Below are 15,772 nucleotides of genomic sequence, written 5' to 3' on the forward strand. Positions count from 1 at the left end.
CCATGTTGCAGACACCCTCATCCATGCCAGGTATCTCCATGCCCAACGCTCGTCCCGTCGCCATCCTCGGTGGCGTCCGCATCCCGTTCTGCCGCCAGAACACCGCGTACTCGGATGTCGGCAACCTCGGCATGTCGGTCCGTACGCTGGGCGCGCTGGTCGAACGTTTCGGCCTGCATGGCCAGCAGCTGGGCGAAGTGGCGATGGGTGCGGTGATCAAGCACTCCAGCGACTGGAACCTGGGCCGTGAAGCCACGCTGTCGTCCGGCCTGTCGCCGCTGACCCCGGGCATCACCCTGCAGCGCGCCTGTGGCACCTCGCTGGACAGTATCATCACTGTCGCCAACAAGATCGCGCTGGGCCAGATCGAATCGGGCATCGGCGGCGGTTCGGACACCACCTCCGACGTGCCGATCGTCTACGGCAAGAAGCTGCGTGCGCGCCTGCTGGCCGCCAACCGTGCCAAGAGCACCGGCGACAAGATCCGCGCGCTGACCGCTGGCTTCAAGTTCTCCGAGCTCAAGCCCGAGTTCCCGGGCGTGGCCGAGCCGCGCACCGGCAAGAGCATGGGCGACCACTGCGAGGACATGGCCAAGGAATGGAACATCTCGCGCGACTCGCAGGACGAATGGGCGGTGTCCTCGCACAAGAAGCTGGCCGCAGCCTATGAGCGCGGTTTCTTCAACGATCTGATCGCACCGTTCCGTGGCGTCGAGCGCGACAACATCCTGCGTCCGGATACCTCGCTGGAAAAGCTGGCCACGCTGAAGCCGGCCTTCGACAAGGTCTCCGGCCGTGGCACGCTCACTGCGGCCAACTCCACCCCGCTGACCGACGGCGCCGCTGCGGTGCTGCTGGCCAGCGAAGAGTGGGCGCGTGCGCACGGCCATGAGCCGCAGGCCTACCTGCGCGACGCGCATGTCTCTGCGGTGGACTTCGTGCATGGCGAAGGCCTGCTGATGGCGCCGACCGTGGCGGTGCCGGAGATGCTCAAGCGCAACGGCCTGACCCTGCAGGACTTCGACATCTACGAGATCCACGAAGCCTTCGCCGCGCAGGTGCTGTGCACCCTGCGCGCGTGGGAGAGCGAGGATTACTGCCGCAACCGCCTGGGCCTGGATGCGCCGATGGGTCGCATCGACCCGGACAAGATCAACCTGCTGGGTTCGTCGCTGGCCACCGGCCACCCGTTCGCGGCGACGGGCGCACGCGTGATCGCCACGGCGGCCAAGCAGCTGGCCGAGCGCGGCGGTGGCCGCGCGCTGGTGTCGATCTGCACCGCCGGCGGCATGGGCGTAGTGGCGATCGTCGAGCGCTGATTGCCTTCATCGAACAACAAAAAACGCCGCCCATCGGGCGGCGTTTTTTGTTGTCCGGTGGGTGCCGTTTTTTTCCCGGTGGGTGCCGACCGTTGGTCGGCACACCTCAGCGATGCTTATGGCAACCGCGGATTACCGAATTCGTCGCGCTCCTCGTTGGCGTCATACACCGGCGGCTGCACCGCGATCGGCTGTTCCTCCACCGTGGCACGCAGCGGAGTCTCGGTGCCGCGCACCAGTTCCACGCTGTCCTCGCCCCGCTGCAGTCGCAGCGCATTGGCCAGGCACTGCGCGGCCAGCGCGTGCTCGCCACGCTGTGCGAACAGCTCACCCAGCGCCTCCCATGCCGGGGCACCTGCGCCGGCGGCGATGGCCTCGTGCAGGAACGCATCGGCAGCATCCCACTGCTGCTGGGCCAGGGCGACGCGGCCCTGTGCCAGGCGCAGCGCAGCCGAGTCGTCATGCACGTTGCGCCAGCGTGCCAGATTGCTCTGGCGCGTGGCCAGGCGCTCGGCCGGCAGGCGGCCATACAGCGCCACCAGTTCATCGTCCCAGCGCTGGTCCAGCGCCTGTTCCAGCGCCAGCAGCGCCGGCTCATCCCAGTTCAGTGCCACCGCGCGGCTGGCATAGGCGCCCACCACGTCAGGGGTCGGCCGCAGCGCCTTCGGCGTGGCTTCCCACTGCGCGGCCAGCGCGTTGACGTCGGCCGCTTCCAGCAGCGCCTGTGCAGCCAGGCGTGCTTCCAGTTCGCTGTTCGCGTCGGCCGGAAGCACCTTGCTCTGGCGCAGTGCGCCCAGCTGGCCATACGCCTCGTGGGCGCGGCCGGCCAGTGCCAACGCTTCGGTGCGCAGCCACAGGCCGCGCGGCGGTAGCGGCTGGATTGCCGCTACGTCCAGGGCATTGATCGCATCCACGGGCAGATCGCGCGCCAGCAGCTGTTCGGCGCGCAGCAGCGCCTGCAGGGTGGCATCGCTTTCACCCAGGCGCTGCAGCAGCGCCTCGCCAGCGGGGCCATCGGCACGTGCCTGCGCACTGCGCACGGCATTGGCCAATGCTACCGCGCTCACTTCCGGGTCCTTGGCGGCGCCGTCCAGCAGCTTCTCGGCACGCTGCCACTGGCCATGCTCATAGGCCTGCAGGCCATCGATCAGGCGCACCCGGCCCTGCTTGCGGCGGTAGCGGCCCCAGGCACGGAACGGTGCGGCAATCAGGCTCCACAGCAGCCACAGCACCAGCACCGCGATCACCGACAGCAGCGCCACCTTCGGCAGGTTGCTGTGGTAGTCGTAGCCACCGTAGCGCAGGGTCACTTCGCCGAAGCGGTTCAGGTCATCGGCGCCGAGCCATTGTGCGGCCACCACGCCGATGGCCACGGCCAGCAACAGCACGACCAGTGATTGCAGGGGTTTCATGCGGGCTTACCTCCGGTCGGTCTGGGTGCGCAGTTGTTGCAGGGTGCTGCCAAGAACAGCGTCGCTGGCCTGCAGCGGCAGTTCGCGCAAGGCCTTCAGTTCAGCACGTTGCGCGCGCAGGGCTGGTGAATCCGGCCAGCGCCGTTGCGCCCAGTGCTCCACGCGATCCAATGCCGTATTGCGGCCCGCGCGGTCGCCGCGCTCGATCGCAGCACGCGCCAATGTCAGTTCCAGCTGCAGCGCGTCGTCGGCAGTGCGCTGTTCGGCAGCGGTCAACGGGCCGTTCTGGCGGCTCGGGGTGATGTCCACGAACGGCGCCAGCGTGGCCTGCCACCAGGGCTTGGCGGGGTTGCTGCCGGTCGTGCCGGTGATCTGCGACGGCAGGCCCTGCAGCGCCCTGGCCACCGCATCCAGGCGCTGCAGCGACTGCACGCGCGGGCCGCTGCCGAGCGCATCCAGTGTCTCGCGCTCCTGCACCAGCGCTTGGCGCAGGTTCAGGCCATCACTGTCGGGCAGTTCGGCCAGTGCCGTCGCAGCCTGGGCGTACAACCGGCGTGCGCCTTCCACATCGTCGGCGTAGTTCAGGCGCTGCGCGGCCTGGGTCAGCAGCAGTTCGGCCTCATCGCGCTGTACCGCCTGGCGTCCCTGGTTGGCGCTGTCGGCCAGCTTGGCCAGGTTCTCTTCCAGCAACGCACTGCGCTGGGAAAGGCCCAGCATCTCGTCGCGCAGCACGCGGTTGGTGGCGGCTGCGTCCTGCAGGCGCTGGCTGCTCGCGCGCTGGTCACGGCGCAGTGCATCCAGCGTGGCCTCCAGGCCCTGCAGCTGCACGGCAGTGGTCTGTGCCTGCGCTGCCTGTTCACTTTGTTGCTGTTGCCAGACGTACCAGCCGGCGTAGCCCCCCACGCCAAGCACGACCACCCCGGCCAACGGCAGCAGCCAGCGCACGGGTCGACGGGGCGGGGAAACGGGCGGAGTGTCGTTCATCGGGCTTCCTTGTCGGCAACGTCGCCGGTTGGGGCCGGCAGGCCGCGTTGTGCACAGCATCACTGTTGCTGACGACAGCGGCAAGCGTGACCCACGTCCCTGTTCAGGTCGCTGCCGGGACGGTGAGCGTGGTGTGTGCGGCCGCCACCAGCTGCGCAGCGGTGGGGCCGGCCGCGCGCATGACGTGCTGCAGGCCCAATGCCCGCGCCTGTTCGCCGAGGCGATCACTGGCCACCACGGCGGTCGCGTGCGCCTTCAGGCGTTGCTGCAGTGCCGGCGGGAGCTGCTGCCAGAAGTGCTGCAGCGCTTCGCCACTGCTCACCGCCAGCATCCAGGGATACGGTGAATGCGCCAATCGAGCCAGCGCACGGGGGGGCAGGCGCAGCAGGCGACGCTGGTACACGTCGGCACGCTCGATCGTGGCGCCCGCCGCCTGCAGCTGCGCGGCAATCAGGCCACGACCGCCGGGCGCGGTCACCAGGCCGATGCGCAGGCCCTGCACGTCGGCCAGCACCGGCAGCGCCAGCAGACCTTCACTGTCCATCCGTTGCGGTGCATGCACCTCGGTGATGCCGTGTGCCTGCAGTGCGCGCGCGGTGCCTTCGCCCACGGTCAGCCACGGGCTGCGCTGTGCCTCGACCAGCGGCAGCAGGGACGCGGCTGCGGCAACGGCGGCCGGGCTGGTGAACACCACCCGGTCGCAGTTCAGCGCGCGTTGCAGCTGGCGCATCACGGGCGTGCCGTGCAGCCGTTGCAACCGCCAGGGTGACAGGGCCAGTACATCCCCGCCCAGCCCAGCAACGGCGCGGCGCAGCGCCGCATGCTGGCCCTGCGGGCGCAGCGAGATCAGGGTCCAGCGCACGCCGGAACGGGTGGCGCCAGTGGGTATCGTATGGTCGACCATTGCCTGCATTATGCGGGCCCTTCGTTGTCCTGGTCGCTGCTCCGATGTCCGTTGATGCCCTGACTTCCTCGTTGGCCGCCCTGCAGGACGTGCTGGACTGCATGCCGGCGGTGCGCGCCATGCAGATCCAGCTCGACGGCTATGCCGATGGCGTGCTGCGCATCACCGCGCCGCTGGCCGCCAACGTCAACGACAAGGGCAATGCCTTCGGCGGCAGCCTGGCCTCGGTGCTGACCCTGTCCGGCTGGGCCCTGGTCAGCCTGCGCCTGCGCCTGGCCGGCCACGATGCCGAGGTCTACGTGGCCGACAGCAACCTGCGCTACCTGGCGCCGGTCTACGAAGACCTGCACGCCCACGCCGAAGCGGCCGAAGCCACCGGCTGGGACGCCTTCCTGAACACCTTCCGCCAGCGCCGCAAGGCCCGCATCAGCATCATCGCCACCCAGCCCGGAGCCGATGGCAGGCCGGCCGCCGAGTTCAGCGGTCGCTTTGTTGCCTTCGCCAAAGGGTAGGATGACAGGCTGACGTCCTGGGGAAACCACCGATGCGCCGCCTCATCCAGTTCCTGATGTACTCCCTGCTGCTGGTCAGCGCCGTCGCTTCAGCCGACGACCTGAGCCGCAAGCAGCGCAAGCTGCTGGAAGAGACCCAGGTCGCCTATGGCGCCACCATCCGCTGGGGCAGCATGGACGATGCCATCGGTTACCTCGACCCCAAGCTGCGCAAGGAAAAGCCGCCCACCGAGTTCGAGCTCAACCGTTACGCCCAGCTGCGCGTGTCGTCCTACCGCGAGCGCAGCAGTGCCTCGCTGGACGGTGGCCTGGTCGAGCGCCGGGTCGAAATCGGGGTGATCAACCAGAACACCCAGGCCGAGCGCACCGTGGTCGTGGTCGAGCGCTGGCGCTGGGACCCGGACGCCAAGCGCTGGTGGCAGACCGCGGGCCTGCCGGACCTGTGGAAGGGGCAGTGACGGGCCGCGTCCGGCTTGTGCGACAATCGGCGCCCGCTTAATCGACCCGTGACCTGAGTGAATTACGAAGAGTTGCTGGCCTTTGCAGGCCGAAACCCGATGCTGTCCGCGGCCCTGGTCGGCCTGACCGTGGCCATCATCGTCACCGAGATCCGCCGCCTGTTCCGGGGCTTCAAGGGCATCAAGCCCGCCGAACTGACCCAGCTGATCAACGCGGGCGGCACGGTGGTGGTCGACCTGTCGGCCAGCGGTGACTTCGAGAAGGGCCACATTGCCGGCAGCCGCAATGCCCAGGCCAGTGCCTTCGGCCCGGAAAACAAGCTGGTGGCCAATGCCAAGCAGTCGCCGGTGGTGCTGGTGTGCCGCAGCGGCAACGCCTCGGAAACCGCCGCCAAGGCGCTGAAGAAGGCCGGCTTCGAGAAGGTCTACGTGCTCGACGGCGGCATTCCCGCCTGGCAGCAGGCCGAACTGCCGCTGGTCAAGGGCCGCAACTGATTGTCGCAGGTGGCGGATCCGGCCTTGTATGGGCCTGATCCCGCCCCCATCGCAGTAGTTCGACCATCGTTTTCATTGCATTCACCTGGAGTTACTGGAAATGTCCGAAGAGATCACCAACGGCGCCGCTGCGCCGGTCGATGCCGCCACCGGCCCCGCTTTCACCGTCGAGAAGATCTACGTCAAGGACGTTTCCTTCGAGTCGCCGAACGCCCCGACCATCTTCAACGACCAGGTGCAGCCGGAGCTGCAGCTGAACCTGAACCAGCAGGTGCAGCGCCTGGGCGAGAACGCCTTCGAAGTCGTGCTGGCCGTGACCCTGACCTGCCAGGCCGGTGAGCGCACCGCCTACGTGGCCGAAGTGAAGCAGGCCGGCGTGTTCGGCCTGGTCGGCCTGGACCCGCAGTCGATCGACGTGCTGCTTGGCACCCAGTGCCCGAACATCCTGTTCCCGTACGTGCGCCAGCTGATCAGCGACCTGATCCAGGCCGGCGGCTTCCCGCCGTTCTTCCTGCAGCCGATCAACTTCGAAGGTCTGTACGCAGAGACCCTGCGCCAGCGCCAGGAGCAGGGCGACGCACCGTCGCTGGCTGACTCCGAGCCGGCTGGCAACGCCTGATTCCTGCCGCGACGTCACGGATGAGCACTACCGCTGACAAGATCGCCGTGCTGGGCGCCGGTTCCTGGGGAACCGCACTGGCCAGCCTGCTCGCACGGCACGGTCACACGACCGTGCTGTGGGGGCGCGACGCTGCCGTGGTCGAGGCCATCGACCAGCGCCACGAGAATCCGCGTTACCTGCCGGGCATCCCGCTGCCGGACAGCCTGCGTGCCACTACCGACCTGGCGTCGGCGGTGGAGGGCGCCGCCTGGATCCTGGTGGTCACCCCCTCGCACGCGTTCGGTGAAACCGTGCGTGCGCTGGCGCCGCTGCGTCCGGCCGGTGCCGGCGTGGCCTGGGCCACCAAGGGCTTCGAACCCGGTTCGGGCCGCTTCCTGCATGAAGTGGCGCGCGAAGTGCTGGGCGAGGACGTGCCGCTGGCCGTCGTCACCGGGCCGTCGTTCGCCAAGGAAGTGACCCAGGGCCTGCCGACCGCGATTACCGTGCATGGCGACGTGCCCGAGTTCGCGCAGACGGTGGCCGAGGCGATGCATGGCCCGGCGTTCCGTGCCTACACCGGCGACGACATGGTCGGTGCCGAGCTGGGCGGCGCGATGAAGAACGTGCTGGCCGTGGCTACCGGTGTGGCCGACGGCATGCAGCTGGGCCTCAACGCCCGTGCCGGCCTGATCACCCGTGGCCTCAACGAGATGCTGCGCCTGGCCGCTGCCATCGGGGCCAAGCCGGAAACGCTGATGGGCCTGGCTGGCCTGGGCGATCTGGTGCTGACCTGCACTGGCGACCTGTCGCGCAACCGCCGCCTGGGCCTGGCCCTGGGCCGCGGCCAGACGCTGCAGGATGCCGTGCGCGAAATCGGCCAGGTGGTCGAATCGGTGCAGACCGCCGACGAAGTGATGCGACAGGCGCGCCGCCATGGCATCGACCTGCCGATCTCCGACCGCGTGCGTGCCGTGCTGCACGGCGAGCAGACCCCGGAAGAAGGCCTGCGCGCGCTGCTGGCGCGGGAACAGAAGCCGGAATACCCGGACACGCTGTTCAAGTGAATCGAAAAACCCCGGCCCAGCGCCGGGGTTTTTTCATCAGGGAGTACACACGCGGGTGCCGGGCGGGAGACAGGCTGCGGTGGGTGCCAAGCTTGCTTGGCATCACGCGCGCGGCATATCCACGCATGGCGTGGATCTACGGCAACGCCCGATCACCGCGCCCGTGGCGGCGCGTTGCTGTTGTCCATGTCCGAGAAGATCAACCACGGTCCATCGCCCACGCGCTTCAGCGACAGCGTGAACTTGCCGGTGTCCGCCACGGCGTTGCCATAGCTGTAGGCACCGATGATGTAGCCGACGTTCCCATCCACCGAGTACGCGAAGGCACGCAGCCGCAATGGACTGCCGCCCTGGCCGGCATACGCGGCCTCGATTGCACTGCGTCCACGCACTGGGGACTGGTTGCTCTGCAGCACAAAGCCATCCTCGGCAAAGAGTGCTGCCAGCGCCTTGGTGTCGCCCAGGCGCCACGCCTGCTCGTAATCGCGCAGTACGCGCTCCAGCGGCGCGGGCAAGGCTGCATCGGGAAGCGGCTGTGCGGGCTTCGCGCCTTCAGCATCGTGGGCGATGGCCGGCGATGCCAGCAGCAGGGCACTGCAGAAGATCATGGCGAGTCGTGTACGGCGCATGCGTCCGGCTCCAGGCGATGACGGGAACGTACGAACGCATCCTAGCGCGCTGCTGGTTAGAATCGCGCAGGCGCCCGCATGGCTGCATGCAGCGCAGACCGGACAAGGACAGGGAATGAAGATTCGGATCACAGGGATGGCACTGACGGTCGCACTGCTGGCCGCCTGCGGGCAGGCATCGGCACCGGATGCAGCGCCGGCCGCACCGGCACCGACCACCGAAGCACCGGCCGCCACAGCGACGGTGGTCGAAAACGAGCCGTCCATCGAAGACGGCGTGGATCCCTCGGTGTGGGACAACGAAGGCGAGCCGGAAGACCCGAGTGCCGGCGGCGAACTCACCTGCGCGGACAGCCCGCTGGCGACGCATTTCTTCACCCTGGTGGGTGGCAACACCGTGGACGACTGCGGCCGCAAGGACCCGAAGGTGCTGGCCGCGTTCAACGCCCTGATGCAGAACACGGCGGCGGCCGAATCCGCCGACAAGGAGATTCCCTCGCTGCGCGAACGCCTGTTGAGCGGGCCCAGCGGGCCTGGCGAACGGGTGGTGCTGCAGGGCGAGCCGTGGTGGTTCTACACCGCCTGCCAGGCCCACGACTGCCCCGGCACTGCTCTGGCGATGCTGTATTCGCCCGATCAGTCGAAGATGGTCGGCCGTCTTACCGCGCGCTGCCGTGTGTGGTGGCTGGGCGAACCCACGGCGGAACAACGTGCGCAGATCGAACAGCGCCAGCCTCTGCAGGATGCCGCGTTGAAGGAAGACAGCGCGCTCTGCGAGTGAGGCGGTGCCCGCGTCACCCGTCCGGCCGCATGCGCGCGCTGGCCTGTGCGTTCATGGCCAGGCACGCCATGATCAGCCCTTCCATCACCCGGTCGCCCACGTACTCGGCCTCCGTGCCGTTCTGCCGCACGCGTTCGGCCGCCAGCAGCAGTTCCAGCGTCACGCGCTGGCTTGCCAGTGCGCAGTCCGCGTCGGCCAGCGCCATGCAGCGGCCCGGCATCTGGTGGCGCTCCGGCCAGGGCTGGCCGTCGGCGGCCGCGCCTTTGCCGATGCGGTGAAGCGTGGCGATGAAGGCATTCGGATCGGTCGCAGGCGCGTGTTCTGACGGCTCACCGGCATTGGCGGGCGAGTGATGCGGATGCAGGCGGGGAAAGTCCGGTGAGGTCATGGCAATGCTCCGTGCAGGACAGACGGAAGCCGCCACACAAAGGTGGCGGGCGGAGACGTGGCTCGAAAACCGGGACAGTGCGTACAAGGCCGGCAGGCACAAGGCCTCCACGCTCCGCCCACCATAGTCGGCAGACGAATTGCCCGCCGGCGTCACACTGGGTGACGCCGACGGGCAGGCGCAAACAACGTACGCATTGCCACGGGTTTTCGAGGCCCGGCCACCCTTTTCCGGTGGCCTGCCATCTGTACGCGTGCCGCGGCGCAGTGCCAATCAGAAGAGTTGCATTCAACGCTGGATCAAAGACGCTTTCGGCATTCTTGCATGCTGTTAAGCCATCGCAGACGCAGGCGCCGCAACGGCCGTTGCGGCTTGGGGAATATGCGACATGGGTCGAAGTTGATGACGTGGCGTACGGGTACCCCACCAAGCCGATGACGACAGTGCGGAGTGAAGAGCGTAGATCGACATCGACGCACTCCGTTCTCTCAGTGCTCTTCGCGTCTCTCGTACCACTCTTGAGTACGGTTCACGATCTGCACCACAGACAGCATCACCGGCACCTCGATCAGCACGCCAACCACCGTCGCCAGCGCCGCGCCCGAATGCACGCCGAACAGTCCCACCGCTGTCGCCACCGCTAGTTCGAAGAAGTTGCTGGCTCCGATCAGTGCAGACGGACCGGCCACGCAGTGCGCCACACCCAGTCGACGGTTGAGCAGGTAGGCCAGGCCCGAAGTGAAGTAGACCTGGATCAGGATCGGCACGGCAATCAGCGCGATCACCAGCGGTTGTTCCACGATCTGCTGGCCCTGGAAGCCGAACAGCAACACCAGCGTCAGCAGCAGGGCGGACAGGGACAGCGGCCCCAGCCGTCGAAGCGCGCGCTGCAGCCCCGCCTCGCTGCGGCGCGAAAGGATCCAGTGCCGCAGCAGTGCAGCCACCAGTACTGGCACCACGATGTAGAGGCCCACCGACAACAGCAGCGTGTCCCACGGCACGGTGATCGCCGACAGGCCGAGCAGCAGTGCCACCACCGGCGCGTAGGCAACCACCATGATCGCGTCGTTCAACGCCACCTGGCTCAGGGTGAAGTTGGCATCGCCACGGCACAGGTTGCTCCAGACGAACACCATGGCGGTGCAGGGCGCGGCCGCCAGCAGGATCAGCCCGGCGATGTAGCTGTCGATCTGTGCTGCGGGCAGCAAGTCCGTGAAGGCATGGCGCAGGAACAGCCAGCCCAGCAGCGCCATCGAGAACGGCTTTACGGCCCAGTTGATGAGCAGCGTCACGCCGATGCCCCTCCAGTGCTGCTGCAGCTGGCGCATCGCAGTGAAGTCGACCTTCAGCAGCATCGGGATGATCATCAGCCAGATCAGCACCGCGACCGGCAGGTTGACCTTGGCGATCTCCGCGGATGCGAGCACCGCGAAGGCCTCGGGCAGGAAGTGGCCCAGCAGGGTGCCGGTCGCAATGCACAGCACAACCCACAGGGTCAGGTGCCGCTCGAACAGGCTCATGGCAGCAGCACCGTCACTGCGCGCCGTCGGTCGGCAGCAGCTGGCCGATCCGGTCCAGCGCGTGCTGCAGCGTTTCGCGTTCGGACCACACCGGTTCGGGCAGTGCGAGCAGCGCACGCAGGCGCGTTTTCACGATGGCATGGGCCAGCGCGAAGGCTGCGGCCTTGTCGGCACCGCTGCCCGCTACGGCGGCCGGATCGGGCAGGCCCCAGTGACTGCGGATGAAGTCACCGAACACCACAGGGCAGGCTTCGGCAGCGGCTGCATCACACACGGTGATTACCAGATCCATCGGGGCTGCATCCACGAACTCATCCCACGACTTGCTGCGCAGCTCTTCAACAGACATTTCTTCGGCCTGCAACTGGACGAGCGCAAATGGATTGACCTGGCCGGTGGGCTGGCTGCCTGCACTGAATGCCCTGAAGCGATCGCCGCCCCAGGCACGCAGGGTGGCTTCAGCAAGCACGCTGCGGGCGCTGTTGCCGGTGCAGAGGAACAGGACATTGCGGGTCATGGAGCAACTGCCTTGAGGGAAGGAGATCTGTGCGGGTTCAGCACTTGCATGCAGGCGCAGTGGACACGCATTGCTCGGTCGGCGAGCCCGCGCAGCAGTTGCGCGTCAGGTACTCGATCAAGCCGTTCATGGAATTGAAGTTGGCGCGATAGCAGACATTGCGGCCCTGGCTTTCGCTCTCCACCAGCCCGGCCTGCACCAGCTCCTTCAGGTGGAAGCTGAGCGTGGCTGGGGGCACCTGCAGGGCCGTGGCGATGTCGCCAGCCATGCGCCCTGCCGGGCCGGCCTCCACCAGCAGGCGGAAGGCAGCCAAGCGGGTGACATGGCCGAGGGCGGTCAGGGCGGTGATTGCATTCGACGTTTCCATATTTCTAGAATAGTCGAAAGAATAAGCCAGTCACAAGCCCTGGCCTGCCAAACCCGGTGGAATCGTCATTGCCTCAGCCCGATCATCAGCAGCGCGCCTATCCCCAACCAGTCGTCGGTGTGGCCAAGGCCTGGCAGGAATTCGATGACGACGGACGAATGAAGCCCTCGCCGTACTACGACCGCGTGCTGGACGTGATGGAGGAGCTGGTGAAGTTCACGCTGCTGACGCGGGGCCGATTGGACTATCTGGTGGATCGCTACAGCGAGCGGAAAGGCGACGAGATCGCGGCCGCATTGGTCAGGGCAGCAGGCGCCGCCGCTCGCTGAGTTCCTTAGGCAAACGCGCTCTACTTGCTCGCGCGCCGCGCGCCCTTCTCTTCTTCGTCCTTTGCATCGCCCCGGCTCTGCGCGAACTCGGGGAACGTCTTTGCCATCGAATCCTTGTCCGGCAGGATATAGAACACGCCGCCCTTCTCGAACGTGGCATGCACGATCTGCTCGTAGAACGCCGGCGAGACGTTGATGCAGCCGTGGGTGACGCGGTTGTCGTCCGGGGTCGGCGTTGCCAACCGTTCGGCACGCTTTTCCTTCGGGCTGCCCGGCGGCAGCGGATGCATCGACACGGCCGAATCGTAGTCCACCCACAGCACGCGCCCGGCATCCTCGGAAGGGCCGTAAGCACCAATGAAGCGGCCCGCAGGCGTAGTGCGGTCGTGGCCGGGAATCGCGCTCAGCGCAAGCTTGGCGACGCCCGGTGCGGAGTGATCGCCGATGGCCGAACCGAACAGCGCCGGTGCTGCACCGCGCAGCTTGCCGTCGCCGCTGAAGACCAGAACCTGGGCGGCCGCCTTGTCCATGATCGCGAACGGATAGCCTTGGTTGTCCTTGCTGGCGACTACCCAGCCAGCCAGCTCGATCACTGTTTCGGACACGCTCTGGTCGGGCGGAAGTTCATCAACGGCGGCCACCGGTGGTGCAGGTGCGTCCTTGTCCCTGGCGTTGGCTACGCCGCTGCACGCAACGACCAGTGCCATGGCCAGTGCGGCATGGAGGGCGCGGCGTGCAGGGGAGGAGGAAGTACGAATGGGGTGGCTCCTTGCAATGCAATCTTGGGTGGAAGGATGCCAGTGGCCGGCGAAGGCCACTGGGTCCCGATACAGAGGTGGATCAATTCAAACAGTGCGGGAGCGATTATCCGCGCGGCTTGCGGCCGACGGGTGCCCTTTCAAGCTGCTGCACGCGGCCTTCGATCTGGTCCAGACGCTGGTTGGCCTGCTGTGCGGACTGGTTGGCGGACTCCGCACTCTGCGCAGCGCCCTGCACCTTGACGTCGAGCTGGTCGAGACGCGAGTTGATGGTTGCGAACTCGTCCTTGTAGGTGGCGCAAGCCCCGAGGCTTACGGTGGCGATGAGCGCTACAGCAAGTGCGCGGGCCGTCTTCATGTGTTGCGGGTTCAGGTTCATTGCACTCCCTCCTTCGTCTGGGGAAGCTGGAATATAGCGGCGTTTGTTCCCGGCGCTACCAAGCGCTTTCAGCTGGAATTTGAGTACGTGGAAGCACTGTGAAGCCCGCTTCTGACCCAACATTAACAAGCGGGATCAGGCGAGCTGATCTACGTCGGCGGCGGGCCTTGCGCCTGTTCAACTTCGCCAATTCATCTGTATGAAGCCGGTCTCACAGCAGATGCCTGTCCGCACCTTTTCCACCAATGCAGGCAGGCTGCCATCCGCTCGCCTCAAGCACGGTCGCGGCGGTGTCGGGGCGTACATCCAGCAGCGTGGCGATGGCTTTGGTCCGGTCTGGCGCGCGCGAAACATAGTCGCGGGCGATGCGGTACCCGATCCAGTAACCGAGATCTCCGCGTCGCGCTTCATCACCGGGGCCGTTGTACAGCCACTGCGAATGATCGGTGCCTGCACTGTCCTGCACGAACGCACGCTCCAGGGCACATTCTCGGCCCTGTGTCCAACGATGCAGATGCGTGTTGGCCGGCTGCCCTGAAATCAGTTCGCCCACGTACTCGGCGCCGCCTTCAAGCAACGTCTGATAGAGCAGGGTGGGCTGCGCCACATCGACGCTCGCACCGGGCTGTTGCACGTGCACGTACTCATGGGCGATCAGGTGGACGAATCGATCGCTCACATCGGCCTGCATCCAGTCAGCGTTGCATAGTGCTTCCAATCCGATCACCACACCATCCTCGGTGGTGACGCCGCCACTGTTGCCCCGCCCGACCAGTACGGTGACCGGAGGAAATCGTGCGGAGGGGAGCAGCGTGCCCAACCGATCAAGTGCGTTGGCAACCCGCGCGCGGATCTCCGGCAGCGCCGTCGCGCAGGTGCGCGCCTTGGCGAACAACGCCGGCTTGTCCTGGATGGTCCTGGCCAAACGTTCCATCGAGCCGATGCGGCTATCGGTGAAACTGCGCAATGCATCCGTGCCGGTGTCCAGATAGCCGTGCTGCAGATCTTCGGCACTCGGTTTTCCTCCACTGGCATCGAGCACGCTGAAGAAACGTGTGACGTCGTCTGTCTGTACCACGATGCGCGCGGAAGGCTGGGTGCGCTCGGCTGCGTTGGCTGGCAGCAGCATCATCGGCAGGACGACGAGCAGCAGCCCCCGCACTGTGCGGCGCGCATGGGGCGGAAACAGCAGTGACGCTACGGACGCGTGCAGCATGTGGAGTTCCCTGAATGGAAGCCTTATTTATACACCAGTCAGTTCAATATTCAGGGTTGATTAGACCCCCTAACGGATAATTCACACCTGTCGACCGCCTCCTCTCCCTCCCCTTCCGGGAGGCGGCCGACGAAACCAAAATAATTAAAGGTGTGTCCCGATGAACAAGAATTCGCTGCTCGCCCTGGGTCTTCTGGCTGCTCTGCCGTTCGCTGCATCGGCAACCGATGGCCTGTCATACAACTACGTTGAAGGCGGCTACGTGAACACCGATGCCAAGGGCGGCGACGCCGATGGCTGGAAGGTGAAGGGTTCCGTGGCGGTGCACCCGAACTTCCACATCTTCGGCGACTACAGCGCGCAGGAAACCGACACGTTCAAGAACGACGTCGACCAGTGGCGCATCGGCGCCGGTTACAACTACGGCATCGCGCCGAACACCGACCTGGTGGCGCGCGTCGCGTATCAGAAGTTCGACATGAAGCACGGCCTGGACTTCAACGGCTACTCGACTGAAGTCGGCGTGCGCACCGCGTTCAACCCGTACGTGGAAGGCTACGTGATGGCCGGCTACGAGGACTACACCAAGAAGCACGGCATCAACCCGGACGGCGAGTTCTACGGCCGCGTCGGTGCCACCGCCAAGTTCAACCAGAACTGGGGCCTGAGCGGCGAAGTGAAGCTGGCCAAGGCCGGCGACCGCGAGTGGTTCGTGGGCCCGCGCTTCACCTGGTAACAAACGCCTGTCGTTAGTGCGTGTTGTGCTGGCGTGTGACTCTCTCTCTCCCACACGCCAACCGAAGCCCGGCCCTGCGCCGGGCTTCACTTTTTCCGGGACCCTGAGGCATCGGTAATGCGCGGACATACCTTCAGCCCACCGGATAGCGGATTCCGCATGCAGACCCCCCTTCGCGCATACGTGCAGCAGGCCGATGGCAATACCGTGCAGGTGGTGCTTGTGGACACCAGCGCGCAGCCGGCGCTGGGTGCGCTTGGTTTTCAGGGCGTGCCGCCGATCCTGCATGCCTGCGTCGCCCGCAGCAGTTCCAGTTGACGCAGGAGTAGTGCTCCGGTACTGGCTGCGGAACGAGAACCGCTCCGCCGCCGGCCAGGCGGTTCCGCTATGATCGCCGGCGCAT

General features: G+C 66.6%; 20 protein-coding genes and 1 pseudogene. 10 read left to right on the plus strand and 11 right to left on the minus strand.

The features are described from left to right. Positions 1-23 precede the first annotated feature (23 nt). Positions 24-1,319, plus strand: a complete 1,296-nt coding sequence (locus tag ACYKG1_RS00650) for an acetyl-CoA C-acetyltransferase (protein ID WP_029550824.1) — start codon at positions 24-26, stop codon at positions 1,317-1,319. 116 nt (positions 1,320-1,435) lie between these two features. On the opposite strand, the gene ACYKG1_RS00655 is transcribed toward ACYKG1_RS00650, so the two are convergent. From ACYKG1_RS00655 to ACYKG1_RS00665, 3 genes are all read right to left on the minus strand, one after another. Beyond that, positions 1,436-2,731 (minus strand): heme biosynthesis HemY N-terminal domain-containing protein, encoded by a 1,296-nt coding sequence (locus ACYKG1_RS00655; RefSeq protein ID WP_478471474.1) that lies wholly within the window; start codon positions 2,729-2,731, stop codon positions 1,436-1,438. A 6-nt stretch (positions 2,732-2,737) separates the two neighbouring features. Then, positions 2,738-3,715 carry a uroporphyrinogen-III C-methyltransferase gene (locus ACYKG1_RS00660; protein WP_478471476.1) on the minus strand — a complete coding sequence of 326 codons (978 nt, stop codon included), beginning with the start codon at positions 3,713-3,715 and terminating at the stop codon, positions 2,738-2,740. A 103-nt stretch (positions 3,716-3,818) separates the two neighbouring features. After that, entirely contained in the window at positions 3,819-4,628 is an 810-nt protein-coding gene (locus tag ACYKG1_RS00665; RefSeq protein ID WP_478471477.1) for a uroporphyrinogen-III synthase, read from the minus strand. Between the two features lie 35 nt (positions 4,629-4,663). Here ACYKG1_RS00665 and ACYKG1_RS00670 point away from each other — a divergent pair, with 35 nt between their 5' ends. The 5 genes from ACYKG1_RS00670 (at position 4,664) to ACYKG1_RS00690 (ending at position 7,749) form a co-directional block, all read left to right on the plus strand. Next, positions 4,664-5,131, plus strand: coding sequence for a YiiD C-terminal domain-containing protein (locus tag ACYKG1_RS00670; protein WP_061479369.1), 468 nt, complete (start codon positions 4,664-4,666; stop codon positions 5,129-5,131). Positions 5,132-5,163: 32 nt separating this feature from the next. Then, complete coding sequence (locus ACYKG1_RS00675) at positions 5,164-5,589, plus strand: hypothetical protein (RefSeq protein WP_100475013.1); 426 nt, start codon at positions 5,164-5,166, stop codon at positions 5,587-5,589. 57 nt (positions 5,590-5,646) lie between these two features. Beyond that, on the plus strand, positions 5,647-6,084 hold the full coding sequence (locus ACYKG1_RS00680; protein WP_049416566.1) for a rhodanese-like domain-containing protein: 438 nt from the start codon (positions 5,647-5,649) through the stop codon (positions 6,082-6,084). A gap of 100 nt (positions 6,085-6,184) precedes the next feature. After that, entirely contained in the window at positions 6,185-6,703 is a 519-nt protein-coding gene (gene secB, locus ACYKG1_RS00685) for a protein-export chaperone SecB (RefSeq protein ID WP_005407596.1), read from the plus strand. A gap of 20 nt (positions 6,704-6,723) precedes the next feature. Then, complete coding sequence (locus tag ACYKG1_RS00690; protein WP_100475012.1) at positions 6,724-7,749, plus strand: NAD(P)H-dependent glycerol-3-phosphate dehydrogenase; 1,026 nt, start codon at positions 6,724-6,726, stop codon at positions 7,747-7,749. A 152-nt stretch (positions 7,750-7,901) separates the two neighbouring features. Here the strand turns inward: ACYKG1_RS00690 and ACYKG1_RS00695 are convergent, their stop codons facing one another. After that, positions 7,902-8,357, minus strand: coding sequence for a YybH family protein (locus ACYKG1_RS00695; protein WP_478472783.1), 456 nt, complete (start codon positions 8,355-8,357; stop codon positions 7,902-7,904). A 136-nt stretch (positions 8,358-8,493) separates the two neighbouring features. Between ACYKG1_RS00695 and ACYKG1_RS00700 the strand changes: the two genes are divergently transcribed. Continuing rightward, entirely contained in the window at positions 8,494-9,159 is a 666-nt protein-coding gene (locus tag ACYKG1_RS00700; protein ID WP_478471479.1) for an Ivy family c-type lysozyme inhibitor, read from the plus strand. 13 nt (positions 9,160-9,172) lie between these two features. On the opposite strand, the gene ACYKG1_RS00705 is transcribed toward ACYKG1_RS00700, so the two are convergent. From ACYKG1_RS00705 to ACYKG1_RS00720, 4 genes are all read right to left on the minus strand, one after another. Further along, positions 9,173-9,547 carry a hypothetical protein gene (locus tag ACYKG1_RS00705; RefSeq protein ID WP_100475009.1) on the minus strand — a complete coding sequence of 125 codons (375 nt, stop codon included), beginning with the start codon at positions 9,545-9,547 and terminating at the stop codon, positions 9,173-9,175. A 488-nt stretch (positions 9,548-10,035) separates the two neighbouring features. Further along, positions 10,036-11,067 (minus strand): ACR3 family arsenite efflux transporter, encoded by a 1,032-nt coding sequence (gene arsB / locus ACYKG1_RS00710; protein ID WP_478471481.1) that lies wholly within the window; start codon positions 11,065-11,067, stop codon positions 10,036-10,038. A 13-nt stretch (positions 11,068-11,080) separates the two neighbouring features. Then, entirely contained in the window at positions 11,081-11,584 is a 504-nt protein-coding gene (locus ACYKG1_RS00715; RefSeq protein ID WP_478471483.1) for an arsenate reductase ArsC, read from the minus strand. Positions 11,585-11,621: 37 nt separating this feature from the next. Beyond that, complete coding sequence (locus ACYKG1_RS00720; protein ID WP_478471484.1) at positions 11,622-11,951, minus strand: ArsR/SmtB family transcription factor; 330 nt, start codon at positions 11,949-11,951, stop codon at positions 11,622-11,624. Between the two features lie 99 nt (positions 11,952-12,050). Between ACYKG1_RS00720 and ACYKG1_RS00725 the strand changes: the two are divergent. Then, positions 12,051-12,280 (plus strand): annotated as a pseudogene (locus ACYKG1_RS00725) (arsenical resistance protein ArsH); the annotation flags it as partial. A 20-nt stretch (positions 12,281-12,300) separates the two neighbouring features. Here the strand turns inward: ACYKG1_RS00725 and ACYKG1_RS00730 are convergent. The 3 genes from ACYKG1_RS00730 to ACYKG1_RS00740 form a co-directional block, all read right to left on the minus strand. Next, positions 12,301-12,987 carry a L,D-transpeptidase family protein gene (locus ACYKG1_RS00730; RefSeq protein ID WP_100475005.1) on the minus strand — a complete coding sequence of 229 codons (687 nt, stop codon included), beginning with the start codon at positions 12,985-12,987 and terminating at the stop codon, positions 12,301-12,303. A gap of 157 nt (positions 12,988-13,144) precedes the next feature. Beyond that, on the minus strand, positions 13,145-13,417 hold the full coding sequence (locus ACYKG1_RS00735) for a hypothetical protein (protein WP_005420910.1): 273 nt from the start codon (positions 13,415-13,417) through the stop codon (positions 13,145-13,147). Between the two features lie 211 nt (positions 13,418-13,628). Continuing rightward, entirely contained in the window at positions 13,629-14,633 is a 1,005-nt protein-coding gene (locus ACYKG1_RS00740) for a DUF2268 domain-containing putative Zn-dependent protease (RefSeq protein WP_478471486.1), read from the minus strand. A 160-nt stretch (positions 14,634-14,793) separates the two neighbouring features. Here ACYKG1_RS00740 and ACYKG1_RS00745 point away from each other — a divergent pair, with 160 nt between their 5' ends. Continuing rightward, positions 14,794-15,369 carry an OmpO family porin gene (locus tag ACYKG1_RS00745; RefSeq protein ID WP_049465985.1) on the plus strand — a complete coding sequence of 192 codons (576 nt, stop codon included), beginning with the start codon at positions 14,794-14,796 and terminating at the stop codon, positions 15,367-15,369. A gap of 159 nt (positions 15,370-15,528) precedes the next feature. Then, positions 15,529-15,687, plus strand: a complete 159-nt coding sequence (locus ACYKG1_RS00750; protein WP_478471488.1) for a hypothetical protein — start codon at positions 15,529-15,531, stop codon at positions 15,685-15,687. Positions 15,688-15,772 lie beyond the last annotated feature (85 nt).

It is taken from the genome of Stenotrophomonas sp. 85239_Sma (assembly GCF_056481725.1).

Excerpts from the sequence above, each read along its gene's own strand:
- ACYKG1_RS00650 (WP_029550824.1), top strand. The coding sequence starts at position 24 with ATGCCAGGTATCTCCATGCCCAACGCTCGTCCCGTCGCCATCCTCGGT.
- ACYKG1_RS00655 (WP_478471474.1), bottom strand. The coding sequence starts at position 2,731 with ATGAAACCCCTGCAATCACTGGTCGTGCTGTTGCTGGCCGTGGCCATC.
- ACYKG1_RS00660 (WP_478471476.1), bottom strand. The coding sequence starts at position 3,715 with ATGAACGACACTCCGCCCGTTTCCCCGCCCCGTCGACCCGTGCGCTGG.
- ACYKG1_RS00665 (WP_478471477.1), bottom strand. The coding sequence starts at position 4,628 with ATGCAGGCAATGGTCGACCATACGATACCCACTGGCGCCACCCGTTCC.
- ACYKG1_RS00670 (WP_061479369.1), top strand. The coding sequence starts at position 4,664 with ATGTCCGTTGATGCCCTGACTTCCTCGTTGGCCGCCCTGCAGGACGTG.
- ACYKG1_RS00675 (WP_100475013.1), top strand. The coding sequence starts at position 5,164 with ATGCGCCGCCTCATCCAGTTCCTGATGTACTCCCTGCTGCTGGTCAGC.
- secB (WP_005407596.1), top strand. The coding sequence starts at position 6,185 with ATGTCCGAAGAGATCACCAACGGCGCCGCTGCGCCGGTCGATGCCGCC.
- ACYKG1_RS00690 (WP_100475012.1), top strand. The coding sequence starts at position 6,724 with ATGAGCACTACCGCTGACAAGATCGCCGTGCTGGGCGCCGGTTCCTGG.
- ACYKG1_RS00695 (WP_478472783.1), bottom strand. The coding sequence starts at position 8,357 with ATGATCTTCTGCAGTGCCCTGCTGCTGGCATCGCCGGCCATCGCCCAC.
- ACYKG1_RS00700 (WP_478471479.1), top strand. The coding sequence starts at position 8,494 with ATGAAGATTCGGATCACAGGGATGGCACTGACGGTCGCACTGCTGGCC.
- ACYKG1_RS00705 (WP_100475009.1), bottom strand. The coding sequence starts at position 9,547 with ATGACCTCACCGGACTTTCCCCGCCTGCATCCGCATCACTCGCCCGCC.
- arsB (WP_478471481.1), bottom strand. The coding sequence starts at position 11,067 with ATGAGCCTGTTCGAGCGGCACCTGACCCTGTGGGTTGTGCTGTGCATT.
- ACYKG1_RS00715 (WP_478471483.1), bottom strand. The coding sequence starts at position 11,584 with ATGACCCGCAATGTCCTGTTCCTCTGCACCGGCAACAGCGCCCGCAGC.
- ACYKG1_RS00720 (WP_478471484.1), bottom strand. The coding sequence starts at position 11,951 with ATGGAAACGTCGAATGCAATCACCGCCCTGACCGCCCTCGGCCATGTC.
- ACYKG1_RS00730 (WP_100475005.1), bottom strand. The coding sequence starts at position 12,987 with ATGGCACTGGTCGTTGCGTGCAGCGGCGTAGCCAACGCCAGGGACAAG.
- ACYKG1_RS00735 (WP_005420910.1), bottom strand. The coding sequence starts at position 13,417 with ATGAACCTGAACCCGCAACACATGAAGACGGCCCGCGCACTTGCTGTA.
- ACYKG1_RS00740 (WP_478471486.1), bottom strand. The coding sequence starts at position 14,633 with ATGCTGCACGCGTCCGTAGCGTCACTGCTGTTTCCGCCCCATGCGCGC.
- ACYKG1_RS00745 (WP_049465985.1), top strand. The coding sequence starts at position 14,794 with ATGAACAAGAATTCGCTGCTCGCCCTGGGTCTTCTGGCTGCTCTGCCG.
- ACYKG1_RS00750 (WP_478471488.1), top strand. The coding sequence starts at position 15,529 with ATGCAGACCCCCCTTCGCGCATACGTGCAGCAGGCCGATGGCAATACC.